The organism is Sulfitobacter sp. TBRI5 (assembly GCF_051013555.1).
Taxonomy (GTDB): Bacteria; Pseudomonadota; Alphaproteobacteria; order Rhodobacterales; family Rhodobacteraceae; genus JL08.
The window spans coordinates 2,168,404-2,182,462 of sequence record NZ_CP112884.1; the positions used below are offsets into that span (position 1 = coordinate 2,168,404).

A 14,059-nucleotide genomic window follows, 5' to 3' on the forward strand; every position below is an offset into this window, starting at 1 on the left:
GTTTATCCGGCCAGCCCCAGTTGCCGCGCCATATCCGACACCTGTTCGCGCAGAAACGCATCAAAGCGCGCAGAGGGTTGGCGCACATCGAAGGTCTTTGCCAGCGGATCCGGTGCGGTGCGTTTGCTGTCTGACAAGGCTTCGAGTGTGGCATGGGCGCAGAACGGCACGTACACTTCCGAATATCCGCCCTCATGCACCAGAACAAGACGCCCGTTGCACAGGGCTTCGGCGGCATCCCTGATCCGCAATGTCATCTGCCTGAACGTGTCAGCCGTGGCCAGCATCCGCGCCATCGGATCAATTGCCGATGCATCAAAACCGCAGGCCACGATGATGATATCGGGCTGGAACCGGTCCAGTGCGGGGCGCACGATTTCGTCCATCGCCGCCAGATAGGCGGTGTGGCCGGTGCCGGCGGGCAGCGGCACATTGATGTTATACCCGTCACCCGCGCCGGTGCCGCGATCGGCGATCGCCCCGGTATCCAGCGGGTAATTGCCTTCCTGATGCAGGCTGATTGTCAGCACATCGTCGCGATCAAAGAAAATCGCTTCGGTCCCATTGCCGTGGTGCACATCCCAATCCAGCACGGCAAATTTCTGCCCCAGCCCCTTGGCGCGTGCCGCTTCGATTGCGATGGCGATGTTGGCCAGCAGGCAGAACCCGTTGGGATAATCGGGCAGGCAATGATGCCCCGGCGGGCGCGACAGGGCATAGGCATTGTCAATCTCGCCGCGCAGAACGGACTCGACCGCGGCAACGGACAAACCGGCAGACAGGGCGGCGATGTCGTATCCGCCTTTGGCAAACGGTGTGCGCAGACCCAGCTCGCCACCACCCGCGTCCGACAGGGTTTTGAATTCATCAATGTAGTGCGCCGGATGCACCCGCAGCAGATCGTCCCGGCTGGCCGGTTGCGCGCCGCGCATGTCCAGATCTTGCGTGATGCCCGTCACTTCCATCAGATTTTTCAGGCGGCGCTTGGTTTCCGGGTTTTCCGGTATGCCGCCTGCCGCCAGCGGTTGCACCAGATCGCCCACCGGCAGCGTGTAGGCATAATTGCCCCCGCCGTGCCAGAAACACCGTTCATCCCAGAAAAATCCTGTGCTCATCTTAACCTCATGCCATTGATCGTTTCGGATATGCCGTGTCAGCCCCGTTTTGGCATCGAACGGTACACACCTTCCGGCAAATTCAACGCGGCAGCAAGATCGCGCACCTGCACATGTGACAAGGTGATGCGCCTGACCGTGTCGTGGCGCGGATCAAACTGTTCGATGGTCACGCATTCTTCGAACGCGTGTACGGCAACGTCTTCCTGCAAGGGGGCGGCACCTTCGTCCACAAGGGTGATCACGGTGGCGTCAAATTCGTGCTCGATGGAAAACATGGCGCACCTTTCTGTGTGTCAAACGGAAGCGTCGACCGTGTTATCAGGACTGGCGGCCAATGCAACGCGTGCTAAAATAAGCAGAACTGATTGGTGGACTGAATCGATGCGTAGATGGCTGATGTCTTTGGGGGTTCTGGCAACCCTCGCCGCGTGCGGCGAGGTGGTCGTGACAACCAATACACCCACATCCCAGACACAGCAGGCACAACCTGCCGCGCCGGTCGCGCCTGCACTAAGTGCGGATGCGGCCGGGCGCACATTTGCGCGCGTGGTCGGCACGGTTGAACCGGTGGCCGAACGGGAATGCCGCGCGCGCACCCGCGGGGTGAATTGCGATTTCAGGATTGTCGTGGATGATCGCCCGGGGCAACCCTCTAACGCCTTCCAGACACTGGATAAAAACGGCAGGCCCGTGGTGGCATTCACGATTGCGCTGATCCGGGATGCGCGCAACGCGGACGAGCTTGCCTTTGTGCTTGGGCATGAAACGGCCCACCATATCGCAGGCCATCTGGCGCGCCAGCGCGACAATGCGATGGCCGGTGCCGTGATTTTCGCCGGGCTGGCCACGTTAACAGGTGCCGATCCGGCCAGCGTTCAGACGGCGCAGGATCTGGGCGCCACCGTGGGCGCACGCAGCTATTCAAAGGAATTCGAACTTGAGGCCGACGCGCTGGGCACGATCATCACGGCCCGTGCTGGCTATGATCCACTGCGCGGTGCTCTGTTCTTTACCCGCATTCCCGACCCGGGAGACCGCTTTTTGGGCACACATCCGCCGAATGCAGCACGGATCGAAACGGTTCGCCGGACGGCCGCACAGCTATAATTCCCTTAAAATTGCACAAAATTGCGACGCTGGTGCCCCGCCGGCGGGTACCATCCTTGATCTGAGTCAAGGCGCGTTACCGCGCGGTTCTCTTAGTATGGGTCTTAATGTAAGGTCCACAACAGGGGCGAAACGCCAATGCAACACGAAAACGTATTGAAACGACACGCGGCCTTGGTCGATCATATGGCCACAGCGCGCGGTGTTGATCTGGAAGAGGCCACGATGCGTGGCGACGTTCAGATAGAAGAGATCAGCGACGCGGTATTGCGGTGCACGGGATGCTCCAATCCTGATCATTGCGATCAGTGGCTGGCACAGCAGGAGGGGGTCGCGGACAAATCCCCCAGCTATTGCCGCAACACCGATCTGATCGAACGACTGCTGCCCTAACCCATTCTCCTTATGAGGCTGGCGCTGGCGTCAGGCGCTGGGGCGTCTGAGTTGGCGGAGCTTTGGATAAAGAAGAAACCCGGATATGACGAACATTCTTAAACTTGGACATCCGGAGCGCCATTTCTGGCTGACCCGGTCTGTCGCCCGTGTGATGGGGCTGAACCTGAGTGAGTGTATTCATTCCGGTCATCTGAGCGCACAGGATTACAGTGCGATGGTTACACACTGCCGTACCTGCGCGCATGCCGATGCCTGCGAACGCTGGCTGGCCCGGCAATTCGACGAGTCCGAGACCGGACCCAAAGACTGTGTCAACGCAGACATCCTTTGCCAACTCCGGCAGAAAACAAGCCGCAGGCGACCCTCATAGCTTTGAATGTGAACCGTCGCACAATGGCGATTTGGTCGAATATTTGCACCCACAGAAAAACGCCTTTTTGTCTGCGTCGACCTCGTATTTGATCGGGGTGATGGTGGTATCTTTGTGCGATCCGTCACAAAACGGCTGTTTTGACGATTTGCCGCAGGCGCACCAGAAATAGGTTTTTCCGGCGATCACTTCGACAGCATAGGGTGCCTTTTGGGCGATAATAGGAGCGTCAGACATGGGATACCTCTTGTTTGATGATTCCAATCTAGCGGAGCACCGAAAAAATGACAGTCTCGTGTCCGTGAATTCGATCTACTTGTCAGCGTTTTCGCCGCGCCGTAGGATCAGGGGCAATAGAGATTTAAAGGCCGGCACGGATCAATCCGCTGCCGTGTCGAAAAATGGGGAGAACGAAATGAAGATCAGGTTGATCGGGGCCATTGCCGCCCTGTCCATGTTATGTGCCACTATAAGTCTGGCAGGGTCGGTCACATTGACACCCGCCGATCCGCAACCCGCCAGACTGAAGGAAGGGCTGGCGGTGAATTACGGGTATCCCTCCAACAAGATCAGAACGCTGGTGGACGCTTCGGCGGCAATCAACAGCAGCGGCAAGCGGGGCAAACCGCTGGCCGGGCTATCCTACCCGAATACAACCGAAGGCGATCTGGTGATGACGGCGCGGCGTGAATATCAGGTGGCGGCGGATATCAACGGCTATATCAAATTCGATGCACCCGGCAGCTATGATATCGATTTCCTGACCAATGACGGCCTACAGGTCTGGATCGGCGGCCAGCAGGTGGCGCTTTATGATGGCATTCACGGATGCGAAACCACCCGCGTGACAACCGTAGATGTGCCCGAGGCCGGCTGGTACGAGCTCAAGGCGCTGTATTTCCAGAAAGAAGGCACATCCTGCCTGATGATGCGCATGGGATCCGGCGGCGGCGGCGCGCTGGCGCAGGTGCCAAATGGGGCGTTTGGCTACAAGAAGTAGGGATATTTGATCTTACAGGGATCATTTTTCCAGAGCCCGCCTAGTAATAGGCGGGCTTTTTGCTGCGAGAAACCGCAAGGGTGGAACCTGTTTCCAGTGAAACTAGTGGATACTCAAAGAATGGTTGGTTTGTTCCGTTTGGCTTTCGTTCAACATCAAACAACCTTCCCCCACAAATCATATTCCCCCGCTTCATCCACCTGAACCGAAACGATATCTCCGGGTTTCAATCCCTCGAACCCTTCGTCGATGAACAGGTTGCCGTCGATTTCCGGCGCGTCGGCCATGGTGCGGCAGGTGGCGGCGTCGGTGTCGACGTCGTCCACGATCACATCGATCAAGCGGCCCACCTTGGCGGCAAGTTTCGCCTCGGAAATCGCCTGTGCTTTTTCCATGAAGCGATCCCAGCGGTCTTGTTTCACCTCGGGCGGAACATGATCCGGCAGCGCGTTTGAGCGCGCACCGGCAACGTTTTCGTATTGAAAGCACCCGACACGATCCAGTTGCGCCTCGTCCATCCAGTCCAGCAGGGTCTGGAATTCGGCCTCGGTTTCGCCCGGATAGCCGACGATAAAGGTGCTGCGCAGGGTGATGTCGGGGCAGATGCTGCGCCAGTTCGCGATCTCGTCCAGCGTTCTGGCACCCGCGGCAGGCCGCGCCATGCGGCGTAACACATCGGGATGCGCGTGCTGGAACGGGATATCCAGATAGGGCAGCACACCATTGGCGGGGTCCGCCATCAGCGGGATCAGATCGCGCACATGCGGGTAGGGATAGACGTAATGCAGCCGCACCCACGCACCCAACTGGCCCAGTTCGCGGGTCAGATCGGTGATGTGGCTGCGCACCTCACCGTCTTTCCACGGGTTCAGATCATATTTGCGGTCCAGCCCGTAGGCCGATGTATCCTGTGATATCACAAGCAGTTCACGCACGCCGGCCTGCACCAGTTTTTCCGCCTCGCGCAGAACCGCATGGGCGGGGCGGCTGGCCAGTTTGCCACGCATATCGGGAATGATGCAGAACTTGCACTTGTGATTGCACCCTTCTGAAATCTTGAGATAGCTGTAATGGCGCGGGGTCAGCGACACGCCAGAGGCCGGCAGCAGATCGACAAACGGGTCGGGGCTGGGTGGCACGGCGGCGTGTACCGCATCCAGAACCTGCTCGTATTGGTGCGGGCCCGTCACCGCCAAAATATTGGGGTGGTGTTCGCGAATGTAATCGGGTTCCGCACCCAGACAGCCGGTCACGATCACCTTGCCGTTTTCTTTCAGCGCTTCGCCGATGGCATCCAGACTTTCCGCCTTGGCGCTGTCCAGAAAGCCGCAGGTGTTCACGATAACGGCGTCCGCGCCCGCATAATCGGGCGAAACACCGTAGCCTTCCGCGCGCAGGCGGGTCAGGATCCGTTCGCTGTCCACCAATGCCTTGGGGCAACCAAGCGAGACCATGCCAATGCTTGGCTGGTCGCTGCGTTTGGCCTGTGGCAACAGGGCGGCGGGGGCGATATCGGGGCGCATATCTGGCGGGTTCGTGCTCATCCCCGCGCTATACGCGATCCGTGATCGCGCGGGAAGAGGTCAACCTTGCGATACCGCCTGATGCGGTCTACCTCTGGTTCATCAACAAGGAGTATCGCAATGCGGTGGTTGATACGTCTGGCCGGTGTTTTGCTTTTGATTGCCGGTGTTGCTGTCGGGTCTGTCCTGCTGCTGCCCGGTGACAGGATCGCCCGGATCGCTTCGGATCAGATCAGGGCGCAGACGGGGCGCGATCTGGTATTTACCGGCGACACGCAGGTGACGTTGTGGCCGGTTCTGGGGATTGTGACAGGTCCGGTTGCCTTTGCGAACGCGAGCTGGTCGGATCAGGGGCCGATGTTTACCGCAGACAGCCTGGCGATCGGGGTCAACACTGCCGGTTTGTTTGGCGGAGATGTGCGTATTACCAAGGTGGACGCGGAAAATCCGGTTGTCCGACTTGAACAACGCGCAGACGGGCGCGCGAACTGGTTGTTCAGACCGGCATCACCGACCCCGTCCAACGTGCCAGCGCCCGCCAATCCGGACCCGAATGCAGACAAGAATGAATTCGTTCTGGAACATCTGGATGTTAGAAATGCCCGTCTGATTTACGCGGTCGAAGGTCAGGACACGATTGATATCGCCAATGTTGACCTGTCGCTGATCTGGCCTGAACCTGCCGGAGCGGCACAGTTTGACGCCACAGCGCGCCCAACCGGCGTGCCGCTGTCCATAAAGGTTGAAATTGACAAATTCGCGGAGTGGAGTCAGGGCCAGCCGCAGCCGGTTTCCGTCGCTGTTTCAGGGCCGGGGGGCGCTGTATCCTTTGAAGGTGTCGCCGGTATTCTGGGCGAACTGGCGGGCCAGACCAAGATCACCACACCGGATACCGGCGGATTTCTGAACGCTTTGGGGGTTGGGCCGGTTGATGTGCCGCAGGGATTGGGCCGCAAAGCCGATATCAGCGCCAACGTGACCCTCACACGCGATGGTGTTCTGGCGTTGCGCGATGCGGTGATGAACCTTGATGGCAACAGTTTGCGCGCCGAGGCGGATATTCAACTTGGCGACGTGCCGCAGATCAACGCCCGCCTGTCTGCCGGCAGGCTGGATGTTTCGGGCCTGAACGCTGGTGCGGGCGCACCCGCGGCATCGTCTGCTGGAACCGCACCTGCGACCCCATCGAGCTGGTCGACAACGCCGATTGATGCCAGCGTCCTGTCCACCTTTGAGGGAGTCATCGCGCTGAGCGCCGAAGCCATCGATTTCGGATCTCTGAAACTTGATGCGACCCGGATGGACCTTCGGGTGGATCGCTCGCGCGCCGTTGTGACGCTTGAAGAAGTGCTTGCCTATGACGGGCGCATTGCGGGCGAAATCGTGCTGAACAATCGCAACGGGTTTTCGACGGGCGGTGCCTTTCAGGGCACGGGCATTGCGCTCAACGGGGTGTTGTCTGACATGGCAGGCTGGAAGCGGCTTACCGGGCAAGCGGATATCCGGCTCGCGTTTCTGGGGGTCGGCCAATCGGTTGACCAGATCATGCGCAATCTGTCCGGCGAAGGCACCCTTTCGGTCGGGCGCGGCACGATCTCGGGCCTTGATCTGGACCGGTTGATCAGGTCAGGCGACGGCGGCGGTGGAACCACGGTGTTTGATAGTCTGACAGCGTCAATAGTCATGAAGAACGGTGATGTCCTGAACGATGACCTGCTGTTGATCCTGCCCCAGATTGAAACCCGCGGTGCCGGGCGTATCGGGTTGGGTGCAAAGGATATCGATTACCTGATCACCCCTGTCGCGGTACGCGCACGTTCGGGAAACGGGTTCGCGATTCCCGTACGGATTTCCGGCCCGTGGGCTGCACCCCGGATCATTCCCGATGTGGGCGCAGCATTGGAGTTGAATTTCGAACAGGAACGCAAGGCGCTTGAAAGTGAGGTCAGGCAAGAGGTGGAGCGCACGTTGCAAAAAGAACTGGGTATCGTGACCGAAGAAGGCCAGACCACCGAAGAGGCTATTCAGGACAAGCTGGAACAGGAACTGGGCCGCAGCCTGAAAAAGCTGTTCGACTGACATTTTTTTGCCCCAAATACGGGCTTTCGTCAGGGGGTTATGTCCTGATCCAAAGCCTGAATCTGACCAATCCGTTTTCAGATCGTCTGATCGTAATCGCCGACCGAGGCTTCGGTGCGGATAACCGCGTCTATGTCAGCAAATATGGCCCGCATTTCCGCATCACTTTCGGGGCTTTCGCAGACAACAACCAGATTGGGCGTGTTGGACGAGGCCCGCACCAGCCCCCACGCGCCGTTGTCCAGAATGACGCGTGCCCCGTTAACGGTGACAACCTCTTTGATGGCGCGGCCCGCCAGCGGTTCGCCCGCGTCTGCCTTGGCGACCAGTTTGGCCACCAGACGATCCAGCGTCGCGTATTTTTCCGTGTCGGCGCAATAAGGTGACATGGTGGGCGTTGCCCAGGTTTGCGGCAGGGCGCGGCGCAGATCAGACATGGATTTATCCGGGTTTCGGTTCATCAGCTTGCAAATCTCGACAGCGACGCGCAGGCCGCAATCATATCCACGCCCGATCGGTTCAGCCAGAAAGTAGTGCCCGGATTTCTCAAAGCCGGCCAGCGCCCCGATTTCCTTGACCCGCCGTTTCATGTGCGAATGCCCTGTCTTCCAGTAATCTGCCTTGACCCCGTTTGCGATCAGTTCCGGATCGGACGCGAACAACCCGGTCGATTTCACATCGGCGACAAAGGTGGCGTTGGGGTAAATCTTGCTCAGATCGCGCGCCATGATGACACCGACCTTGTCCGCGAATATCTCCTCGCCCTCGTCGTCGACCACGCCGCATCGGTCGCCGTCGCCATCAAAGCCAAGCGCGAAATCCGCCTTCGATGCTTTGACGCTGTCAGCCATGTCATGCAGCATTTCCATGGCTTCGGGGTTGGGGTTGTAATGCGGGAAGGTATAATCCAGCGTGTTGTGGCTTTCGACGACTTCGACTCCGATCCGGCGGAACAGGTCGGGCGCAAAGGCGCAGGCGGTGCCGTTGCCCGTTGCACAAACAACTTTCAGCTTGCGGGACATTTTGAAATCACCGGCAAGATCGTCCAGATAGGCCTCTTTCACGCCATCGACAAATTCATAAGCGCCGCCGGGGCGGGCCTGCCCGCGCCCTTCAAGAACAATGTCGCGCAACTCCGACATTTCATCGGGGCCGTGGGTCAGCGGACGGTCAAACCCCATTTTCACGCCGGTCCATCCGTTGGGATTATGGCTGGCCGTCACCATCGCGACGGCAGGCACATCCAGATAGAACTGTGAAAAATAGGCCATTGGGGACACGGCAGGGCCGATATCCTTGACCGAGATACCGGCCTGCATCAGCCCGAGGATCAGGGCATTCTTGATGCTGAGCGAATAGTCGCGGTAATCATTTGCCACGGCAATTTCGGGTTTGATCCCGCGCGCGTGCATCTGTGTGCCCAACCCAAGCCCCAACGCAGTGATCCCCGGCAGGTTGATTTCGTCCGGGTATTTCCAGCGCGCATCATATTCGCGAAACCCCGTTGGGGTAATCATCGGGTCTTTCAGAAAATCCCATGTATTGGGTGTGACGGTCGGGGCCGGTTTTTTCACTGGTAATGCTCGCTTTTTCGAATGGTCAGATCAAAATGGGGTTGGCTTTGGCCAGCTTGTCCAATTGCATCAGCACATTGATCAAGGCCGGCATCTGATCCAGATAGATCATGTTGGGGCCGTCACTTGGTGACTTGTCCGGGTCTTCATGGGTTTCGATGAATACTGCGGCAACGCCGATCGCAACGGCCGCGCGGGCCATGACGGGCGCAAATTCGCGCTGGCCACCGGAACTGCCGCCCTGGCCGCCCGGTTGTTGCACCGAATGGGTTGCGTCCATCACGACAGGATATCCGGTTTTTGCCATCTGCGGCAGCGACCGCATGTCTGCGACCAGCGTGTTATAGCCAAATGTTGTGCCGCGCTCTGTCAGCAGAATACGCTTGTTTCCGGTGCTTTCGATCTTGGTAACAATGTTGCCCATTTCCCAAGGCGCAAGAAACTGGCCCTTTTTGACATTGATCGCGGCCCCCGTTTTCCCGGCTGCCAACAGCATATCGGTCTGGCGGCACAGGAACGCAGGAATTTGCAGAATGTCGACAGCCTCTGCAGCGGGGGCGCATTGGGCTTCGTTGTGGACATCCGTTAACACAGGCACCCCGATTGCATCGCGCACGCCCTGCAACACGGCCAGCCCTTCATCCATGCCCAGCCCGCGAACACCCGCCAGAGAGGTACGGTTTGCCTTGTCGAAAGAGGCTTTGAAAACATATTGCGCGCCTGCCGCATCGCAGGCCTCTTTCATTTTGCCGGCAATCATCTGCGCGTGATCCGCGCTTTCCAGCTGGCAGGGGCCAGCGATAACGGTCAGCGGGCAATCGTTTCCGATTGTCAGATCGTTAATTTTTACATGTGTCATGGGTTAGGATGTTACCTGTTCGCGCAAGATGGATGCGGTAAGTGAAATCATAAGATAAATGCCTGCAAAGATCAGGAAGGCAAGAATGGTGTTTTCGAAGGCGCGGGGGTAACTCGGGTCTTCCGATGGAACCGGCTGCACCGAGATTGTCAGATAGCGGACCTGTCGGCTGGCTTCCATACGGGTCTGTTCGACCGATTGCAGCGCCGATTGCAGCAGCAGATCGCGGGTGGCAAGATCGGCCTGCGCCATCTGGATGTTCAGCGCCAACTGCGCCAGAGAGTTTTCACCCTGGCTGGCATCGGTCATCTTGGCGTTCAGTTCTACCAGTTGGTCCTGCAGGCGGCGAACATCGCCCTGCGCACCTTCCACGCGGCTTTGGTTGGGTCGGCTGTTGTCCAGCAGGGCCGCCAGTTGAAGCTCTTTTTCAAGAAGCTGTATTTCGACGGTGTTGATCTGACCGCGCAGCGAAGCAATGACGCCTTCAGGGTCAAGAACCGCGCCCTGTTGCTGAAGCGTGACCAATTGTTCCTGCGCGGCGCGCCGTTCCAGCACAGCGTTTTCAAAGCTTTGCTGGGCATCCTTCATCTGGTCGCCGCGTTTTTGTTGTGTCAGGTTGTTCACCCGCTCTTCGGCATAGGCGATCAGCTTTTTGGAAAACAGCGTGGCTGTATCAGGATCGGATGCCGCAACCTCAAGCCGGATCACGCCCTCTGTCGGATCATATCCGATTTTCACGTTTTTCTTATAGGTTTTATACGCTTCCTCGGCCGATGGATTTTCGTTCATGCGTTGGATCGGATCAATCGAGGGTTGCGTGAAGTGGGATTTGAACCCTGCGTCCGCATCCAGACGCAACATCGCATCTTTGGATTGCAGGTAGGATTGGACCGCAATGCTGTCCTGATTGGTCGCGAACTGGGTTCCCGAAAGAAGCCCGCCAAGGCCTGAACCGCCACCGGTATTGTCCGCCTGCAAGATCAGAAATTCGGATTTCGTTGCGTACATCGGCGTGGCGATGACGAAAAAGTACCATCCGGCAAGGAAGGTCGGAAGAAAAACAAAGAAGGACAGGCGTGTCAGCAGCAGGGCCAGTTTGCGGCGCCGCCGGCGGGCAATGTCCCGCTGGATTTCGGTGATTTCCTTGACGCGTTTTTCAGACGGGCTCAGCCCGGTGGATGGCAATGTTTGCTTGTGCGTCGGTACTGTCTGGGGCAATTGAACTTTCGTACCTTCAGACCCTGCGCCGCCTCTTTGGGCGCGCAGCGCATCCAGCATATTGCCGGGGCCACCATCGCGCTGTTCGGCGCCGGCCCGCGGCACAACCAGTTCCAGCAGGTTGGATCGCTGAAACGGATCGATGCCCTGCAACCGCAACAACCGCACTGCATCAAAATCGGATGTCGGGGCAAGGTTGTGTTTTTGTGCAACGCGGCGCGCCATGCGCAACTGGCGACCGGTCAGACCCTCGCGCTTGATCGCATCCAGATCGGGGCTTGGCTGATCGGTATCCTGCATCTGATCATCTGTGCGCGCACTGGTCTGGTGCTGCAAATCTGACCGGTAGGCGTCCGCAGTCTGCGGCATGCGTTCGGTACCGTCGTGCGGGTTCGACGACGTACTGTTTTCCACGCCGCCAGATTGCGTTGGGGGTGTCCGTCGGATGCGGAATTTTCTAGCTTTGGGTTTGGTAGTCATAAAGCTGTTTCGCCTCTTCGAGCGTGTCAAAAATTTTAAGCTGACCATCCACCAGAACAGCCGCAGATCGTGCGAATTTTTCAAGCGTCTCCGCCTGATGAGATACAATTACAATGGTCGTTGTGCGCAAGCGTTCCTGCAAGATTTCACCGGCCTTGCGATTGAATTCCACATCAGTCGTGGATGGCATCCCCTCGTCGATCAGGTAGATATCAAAATCCAGCGCCAACATCAGCGAAAAACAGAACCGTGCGCGCATGCCCGCCGAATAGGTGCCAAGCGGTTGTTCGAAATACTCATCCAGATTGCACAGCCAACGGCAGAAGCTTTCGACATAATCAGGATCAAGTCCGTACATCCGGGCAATATACCGGCTGTTTTCGACAGCCGAAACCTTGCTGATCACGCCGCCCATGAAACCCAATGGAAACGAGATCTTGCATGACCGCCGGATTTCGCCCTCGTCGGGTTTTTCTAGTCCCGCCATCATGTTGATCAGGGTGGTCTTGCCGGTGCCGTTCGGTGCCAGAATGCCCAGTGAATTGCCCAGTTCCACGCGAAAGGACACGCGGTCAAGGATCACCTTGCGCTGTGTGCCCGTCCAGAAGGACTTGCTGACATTTTCAAACTCAAGCATCAATGCTCCGGCGCTGCCCGTGTCGGCCCGTGGTTCCGTGCCATCCTCTCTAACAGAGGTTTATTAACGTCTTATTGGACGATTTTGACGCCATTATGTCGAACCTCGGCGTAGAAGTACAATGCCAATGCTGCAACGGAGGCTTTAAAACAGGCCCGAATTGGCAAAATTGTGCCGTTTGGGGCTCTGTTTCTGGCGCGGATGCTGCCTTTCCCGCTTAATTCCGGGCCGTTGTGTCACTGGACCTTCAACCATTGCAGTATGGCATTGATGGGGAGGCACGGCTTGCGGTATCCACGCCGCATGCCCGATCTGGTAGAAGAAATCCGTGCGTGCCGCATATGTGCAGACAGGTTTGCCGCGACGGCCACAGCGCATCAGCCACGTCCGGTTCCCTGGTTTGATCCGGGTGCCGGAATACTGATCGCAGGTCAGGCGCCGGGGGCGAAAGTACACCAGTCAGGTCGTCCTTTCACCGATCCGTCGGGGAACCGTTTGCGATCTTGGCTCGGTCTGGACGAGCCGGAATTTTATGACAGGTCACGCATTGCAATTGTGCCGATGGCCTTTTGTTTTCCGGGGTACAACGCAAATGGACATGATCTGCCGCCACCGTCCGTTTGTGCGCAAACCTGGCACACGCGTGTGATGAAGGCGCTGCCTGCCATCAGGCTGACGGTGCTGGTGGGGGCCGCGGCGCATCGCTGGCATCTGGGTGCAAAAACGACCGTTACCCAGACGGTAAGGTCATGGCAGACCCATGCGCCACGCATCTTTGCCTTGCCTCATCCGTCATGGCGCAATACCGCGTGGATCAGAAAGAATCCGTGGTTCGAAGCGGATGTCTTGCCGGCGCTTCAGGCCCGCGTAAAAGAGGTTTTGAATGACTGAAACAACCCCGCTTGATCTGGCCCACGCAGCGATGGAAGCCGCGCAGGACGACGACGCCCTGCGCTTGCGGTTCTTTGAACGGCTGGCAGATGCCGAACTGTTTGTACTTCTGAAATCCGAAGCAGACGGGGATGCAATCGAACCTGAATTGTTCGATGTGGACGGCAGCCAGTACGTACTGGTGTTTGACCGCGAGGCGCGACTAAGCGCATTTGTCGGCCAGGCAGCCCCCTATGCAGCCCTGTCAGGGCGGGGCGTCGCGAATATGCTGGCATCGGCGCAAATGGGTTTGGGATTGAACCTTGATGTGGCACCGTCTTCGATCCTGATCCCGCCTGCCGCAGTGCTTTGGCTGCATCAGACCCTGGGTCAGGCGCCACAGGAAATCGAAGCGCGGATATCTGGTTATTCTGCCCCTGCCGGATTGCCGGATGTTCTGATCAAGGCGCTGGATGCCAAGCTGGCAACGGCACGCGGGTTGGCGGCCAGCGCCTATCTGGTTTCGGTATCCTACGAAGATGGCGGGCAGGGGCATCTTCTGGGGTTTGTCGATGCGCTGGACGGGGCAGAGGCCGCACTGGCCAAGGCGACCAACGAAGCGTTGACCTTTTCCGGTATCGAAGCCGGCGCAATCGATGTCGGTTTCTTTGCCGCCAGCGATCCGGCTGCAGCGCATATGGCGCGCTACGGGTTGCGCTTTGATCTGCCGGTTGCTGCGACCGAGGTGCTAGTGAACAGACCGGCCCCCGGGTCTGACCCGGACAAGCCGCCCCTGTTGCGATGAACCGGTCCATACTTGTGAAAGAC

The 14,059-nt window shown here is 58.4% G+C and carries 15 protein-coding genes; 7 read left to right on the top strand and 8 right to left on the bottom strand.

The window, feature by feature from the left end; genetic code table 11:
- Window positions 1-2: 2 nt before the first annotated feature.
- Window positions 3-1,115, bottom strand: a complete 1,113-nt coding sequence (locus OLX72_RS10875; RefSeq protein ID WP_114871198.1) for a class II histone deacetylase — start codon at window positions 1,113-1,115, stop codon at window positions 3-5.
- 38 nt (window positions 1,116-1,153) lie between these two features.
- Window positions 1,154-1,393, bottom strand: coding sequence for a hypothetical protein (locus tag OLX72_RS10880; RefSeq protein ID WP_114871197.1), 240 nt, complete (start codon window positions 1,391-1,393; stop codon window positions 1,154-1,156).
- Between the two features lie 106 nt (window positions 1,394-1,499).
- Between OLX72_RS10880 and OLX72_RS10885 the strand changes: the two genes are divergently transcribed.
- From OLX72_RS10885 to OLX72_RS10895, 3 genes are all read left to right on the top strand, one after another.
- Window positions 1,500-2,225 carry a M48 family metallopeptidase gene (locus OLX72_RS10885; protein WP_114872394.1) on the top strand — a complete coding sequence of 242 codons (726 nt, stop codon included), beginning with the start codon at window positions 1,500-1,502 and terminating at the stop codon, window positions 2,223-2,225.
- A 138-nt stretch (window positions 2,226-2,363) separates the two neighbouring features.
- A complete protein-coding gene (locus OLX72_RS10890; RefSeq protein ID WP_114871196.1) occupies window positions 2,364-2,618 on the top strand; it encodes a DUF6455 family protein in 255 nt (84 codons plus the stop codon).
- 85 nt (window positions 2,619-2,703) lie between these two features.
- Window positions 2,704-2,991: a DUF6455 family protein gene (locus OLX72_RS10895; RefSeq protein ID WP_114871195.1), complete on the top strand. Its 288-nt coding sequence runs from the start codon at window positions 2,704-2,706 to the stop codon at window positions 2,989-2,991.
- On the opposite strand, the gene OLX72_RS10900 is transcribed toward OLX72_RS10895, so the two are convergent.
- Window positions 2,986-3,228 carry a CDGSH iron-sulfur domain-containing protein gene (locus OLX72_RS10900; protein WP_433988637.1) on the bottom strand — a complete coding sequence of 81 codons (243 nt, stop codon included), beginning with the start codon at window positions 3,226-3,228 and terminating at the stop codon, window positions 2,986-2,988. The two genes, OLX72_RS10895 and OLX72_RS10900, sit on opposite strands and share 6 nt — an antisense overlap.
- A 178-nt stretch (window positions 3,229-3,406) precedes the next feature.
- Here OLX72_RS10900 and OLX72_RS10905 point away from each other — a divergent pair, with 178 nt between their 5' ends.
- Window positions 3,407-3,991 (top strand): PA14 domain-containing protein, encoded by a 585-nt coding sequence (locus OLX72_RS10905; protein WP_114872393.1) that lies wholly within the window; start codon window positions 3,407-3,409, stop codon window positions 3,989-3,991.
- A 155-nt stretch (window positions 3,992-4,146) separates the two neighbouring features.
- Here the strand turns inward: OLX72_RS10905 and rimO are convergent, their stop codons facing one another.
- Window positions 4,147-5,535: a 30S ribosomal protein S12 methylthiotransferase RimO gene (gene rimO / locus OLX72_RS10910; protein ID WP_114871193.1), complete on the bottom strand. Its 1,389-nt coding sequence runs from the start codon at window positions 5,533-5,535 to the stop codon at window positions 4,147-4,149.
- Window positions 5,536-5,634: 99 nt separating this feature from the next.
- Here rimO and OLX72_RS10915 point away from each other — a divergent pair, with 99 nt between their 5' ends.
- A complete protein-coding gene (locus tag OLX72_RS10915; RefSeq protein ID WP_433988638.1) occupies window positions 5,635-7,593 on the top strand; it encodes an AsmA family protein in 1,959 nt (652 codons plus the stop codon).
- 77 nt (window positions 7,594-7,670) lie between these two features.
- On the opposite strand, the gene OLX72_RS10920 is transcribed toward OLX72_RS10915, so the two are convergent.
- The 4 genes from OLX72_RS10920 to OLX72_RS10935 are packed head-to-tail and all read right to left on the bottom strand — an operon-like array spanning window position 7,671 to window position 12,361.
- Window positions 7,671-9,167 carry a phosphomannomutase/phosphoglucomutase gene (locus tag OLX72_RS10920; RefSeq protein WP_433988639.1) on the bottom strand — a complete coding sequence of 499 codons (1,497 nt, stop codon included), beginning with the start codon at window positions 9,165-9,167 and terminating at the stop codon, window positions 7,671-7,673.
- Window positions 9,168-9,192: 25 nt separating this feature from the next.
- Complete coding sequence (gene kdsA / locus OLX72_RS10925) at window positions 9,193-10,026, bottom strand: 3-deoxy-8-phosphooctulonate synthase (RefSeq protein WP_433988640.1); 834 nt, start codon at window positions 10,024-10,026, stop codon at window positions 9,193-9,195.
- Between the two features lie 3 nt (window positions 10,027-10,029).
- A complete protein-coding gene (locus OLX72_RS10930) occupies window positions 10,030-11,724 on the bottom strand; it encodes a capsule biosynthesis protein (protein ID WP_114871190.1) in 1,695 nt (564 codons plus the stop codon).
- The gene (locus OLX72_RS10935) at window positions 11,702-12,361 is read right to left on the bottom strand and encodes an ABC transporter ATP-binding protein (RefSeq protein WP_114871189.1); all 660 of its coding nucleotides are present in this window, start codon (window positions 12,359-12,361) and stop codon (window positions 11,702-11,704) included. Before OLX72_RS10935 ends, OLX72_RS10930 begins: the two co-directional genes overlap by 23 nt.
- Before the next feature lie 303 nt (window positions 12,362-12,664).
- Between OLX72_RS10935 and OLX72_RS10940 the strand changes: the two genes are divergently transcribed.
- On the top strand, window positions 12,665-13,252 hold the full coding sequence (locus OLX72_RS10940) for a uracil-DNA glycosylase family protein (RefSeq protein WP_433990455.1): 588 nt from the start codon (window positions 12,665-12,667) through the stop codon (window positions 13,250-13,252).
- Window positions 13,245-14,036 (top strand): SseB family protein, encoded by a 792-nt coding sequence (locus OLX72_RS10945; RefSeq protein ID WP_433988641.1) that lies wholly within the window; start codon window positions 13,245-13,247, stop codon window positions 14,034-14,036. The genes OLX72_RS10940 and OLX72_RS10945 overlap by 8 nt, the downstream gene beginning before the upstream one ends.
- Window positions 14,037-14,059: the final 23 nt, after the last annotated feature.

Coding starts and splice junctions, on each gene's coding strand:
- rimO (WP_114871193.1), bottom strand. CDS start 5,535: ATGAGCACGAACCCGCCAGATATGCGCCCCGATATCGCCCCCGCCGCC.
- OLX72_RS10875 (WP_114871198.1), bottom strand. CDS start 1,115: ATGAGCACAGGATTTTTCTGGGATGAACGGTGTTTCTGGCACGGCGGG.
- OLX72_RS10930 (WP_114871190.1), bottom strand. CDS start 11,724: ATGACTACCAAACCCAAAGCTAGAAAATTCCGCATCCGACGGACACCC.
- OLX72_RS10890 (WP_114871196.1), top strand. CDS start 2,364: ATGCAACACGAAAACGTATTGAAACGACACGCGGCCTTGGTCGATCAT.
- OLX72_RS10935 (WP_114871189.1), bottom strand. CDS start 12,361: ATGCTTGAGTTTGAAAATGTCAGCAAGTCCTTCTGGACGGGCACACAG.
- OLX72_RS10905 (WP_114872393.1), top strand. CDS start 3,407: ATGAAGATCAGGTTGATCGGGGCCATTGCCGCCCTGTCCATGTTATGT.
- kdsA (WP_433988640.1), bottom strand. CDS start 10,026: ATGACACATGTAAAAATTAACGATCTGACAATCGGAAACGATTGCCCG.
- OLX72_RS10880 (WP_114871197.1), bottom strand. CDS start 1,393: ATGTTTTCCATCGAGCACGAATTTGACGCCACCGTGATCACCCTTGTG.
- OLX72_RS10895 (WP_114871195.1), top strand. CDS start 2,704: ATGACGAACATTCTTAAACTTGGACATCCGGAGCGCCATTTCTGGCTG.
- OLX72_RS10900 (WP_433988637.1), bottom strand. CDS start 3,228: ATGTCTGACGCTCCTATTATCGCCCAAAAGGCACCCTATGCTGTCGAA.
- OLX72_RS10945 (WP_433988641.1), top strand. CDS start 13,245: ATGACTGAAACAACCCCGCTTGATCTGGCCCACGCAGCGATGGAAGCC.
- OLX72_RS10885 (WP_114872394.1), top strand. CDS start 1,500: ATGCGTAGATGGCTGATGTCTTTGGGGGTTCTGGCAACCCTCGCCGCG.
- OLX72_RS10915 (WP_433988638.1), top strand. CDS start 5,635: ATGCGGTGGTTGATACGTCTGGCCGGTGTTTTGCTTTTGATTGCCGGT.
- OLX72_RS10940 (WP_433990455.1), top strand. CDS start 12,665: ATGCCCGATCTGGTAGAAGAAATCCGTGCGTGCCGCATATGTGCAGAC.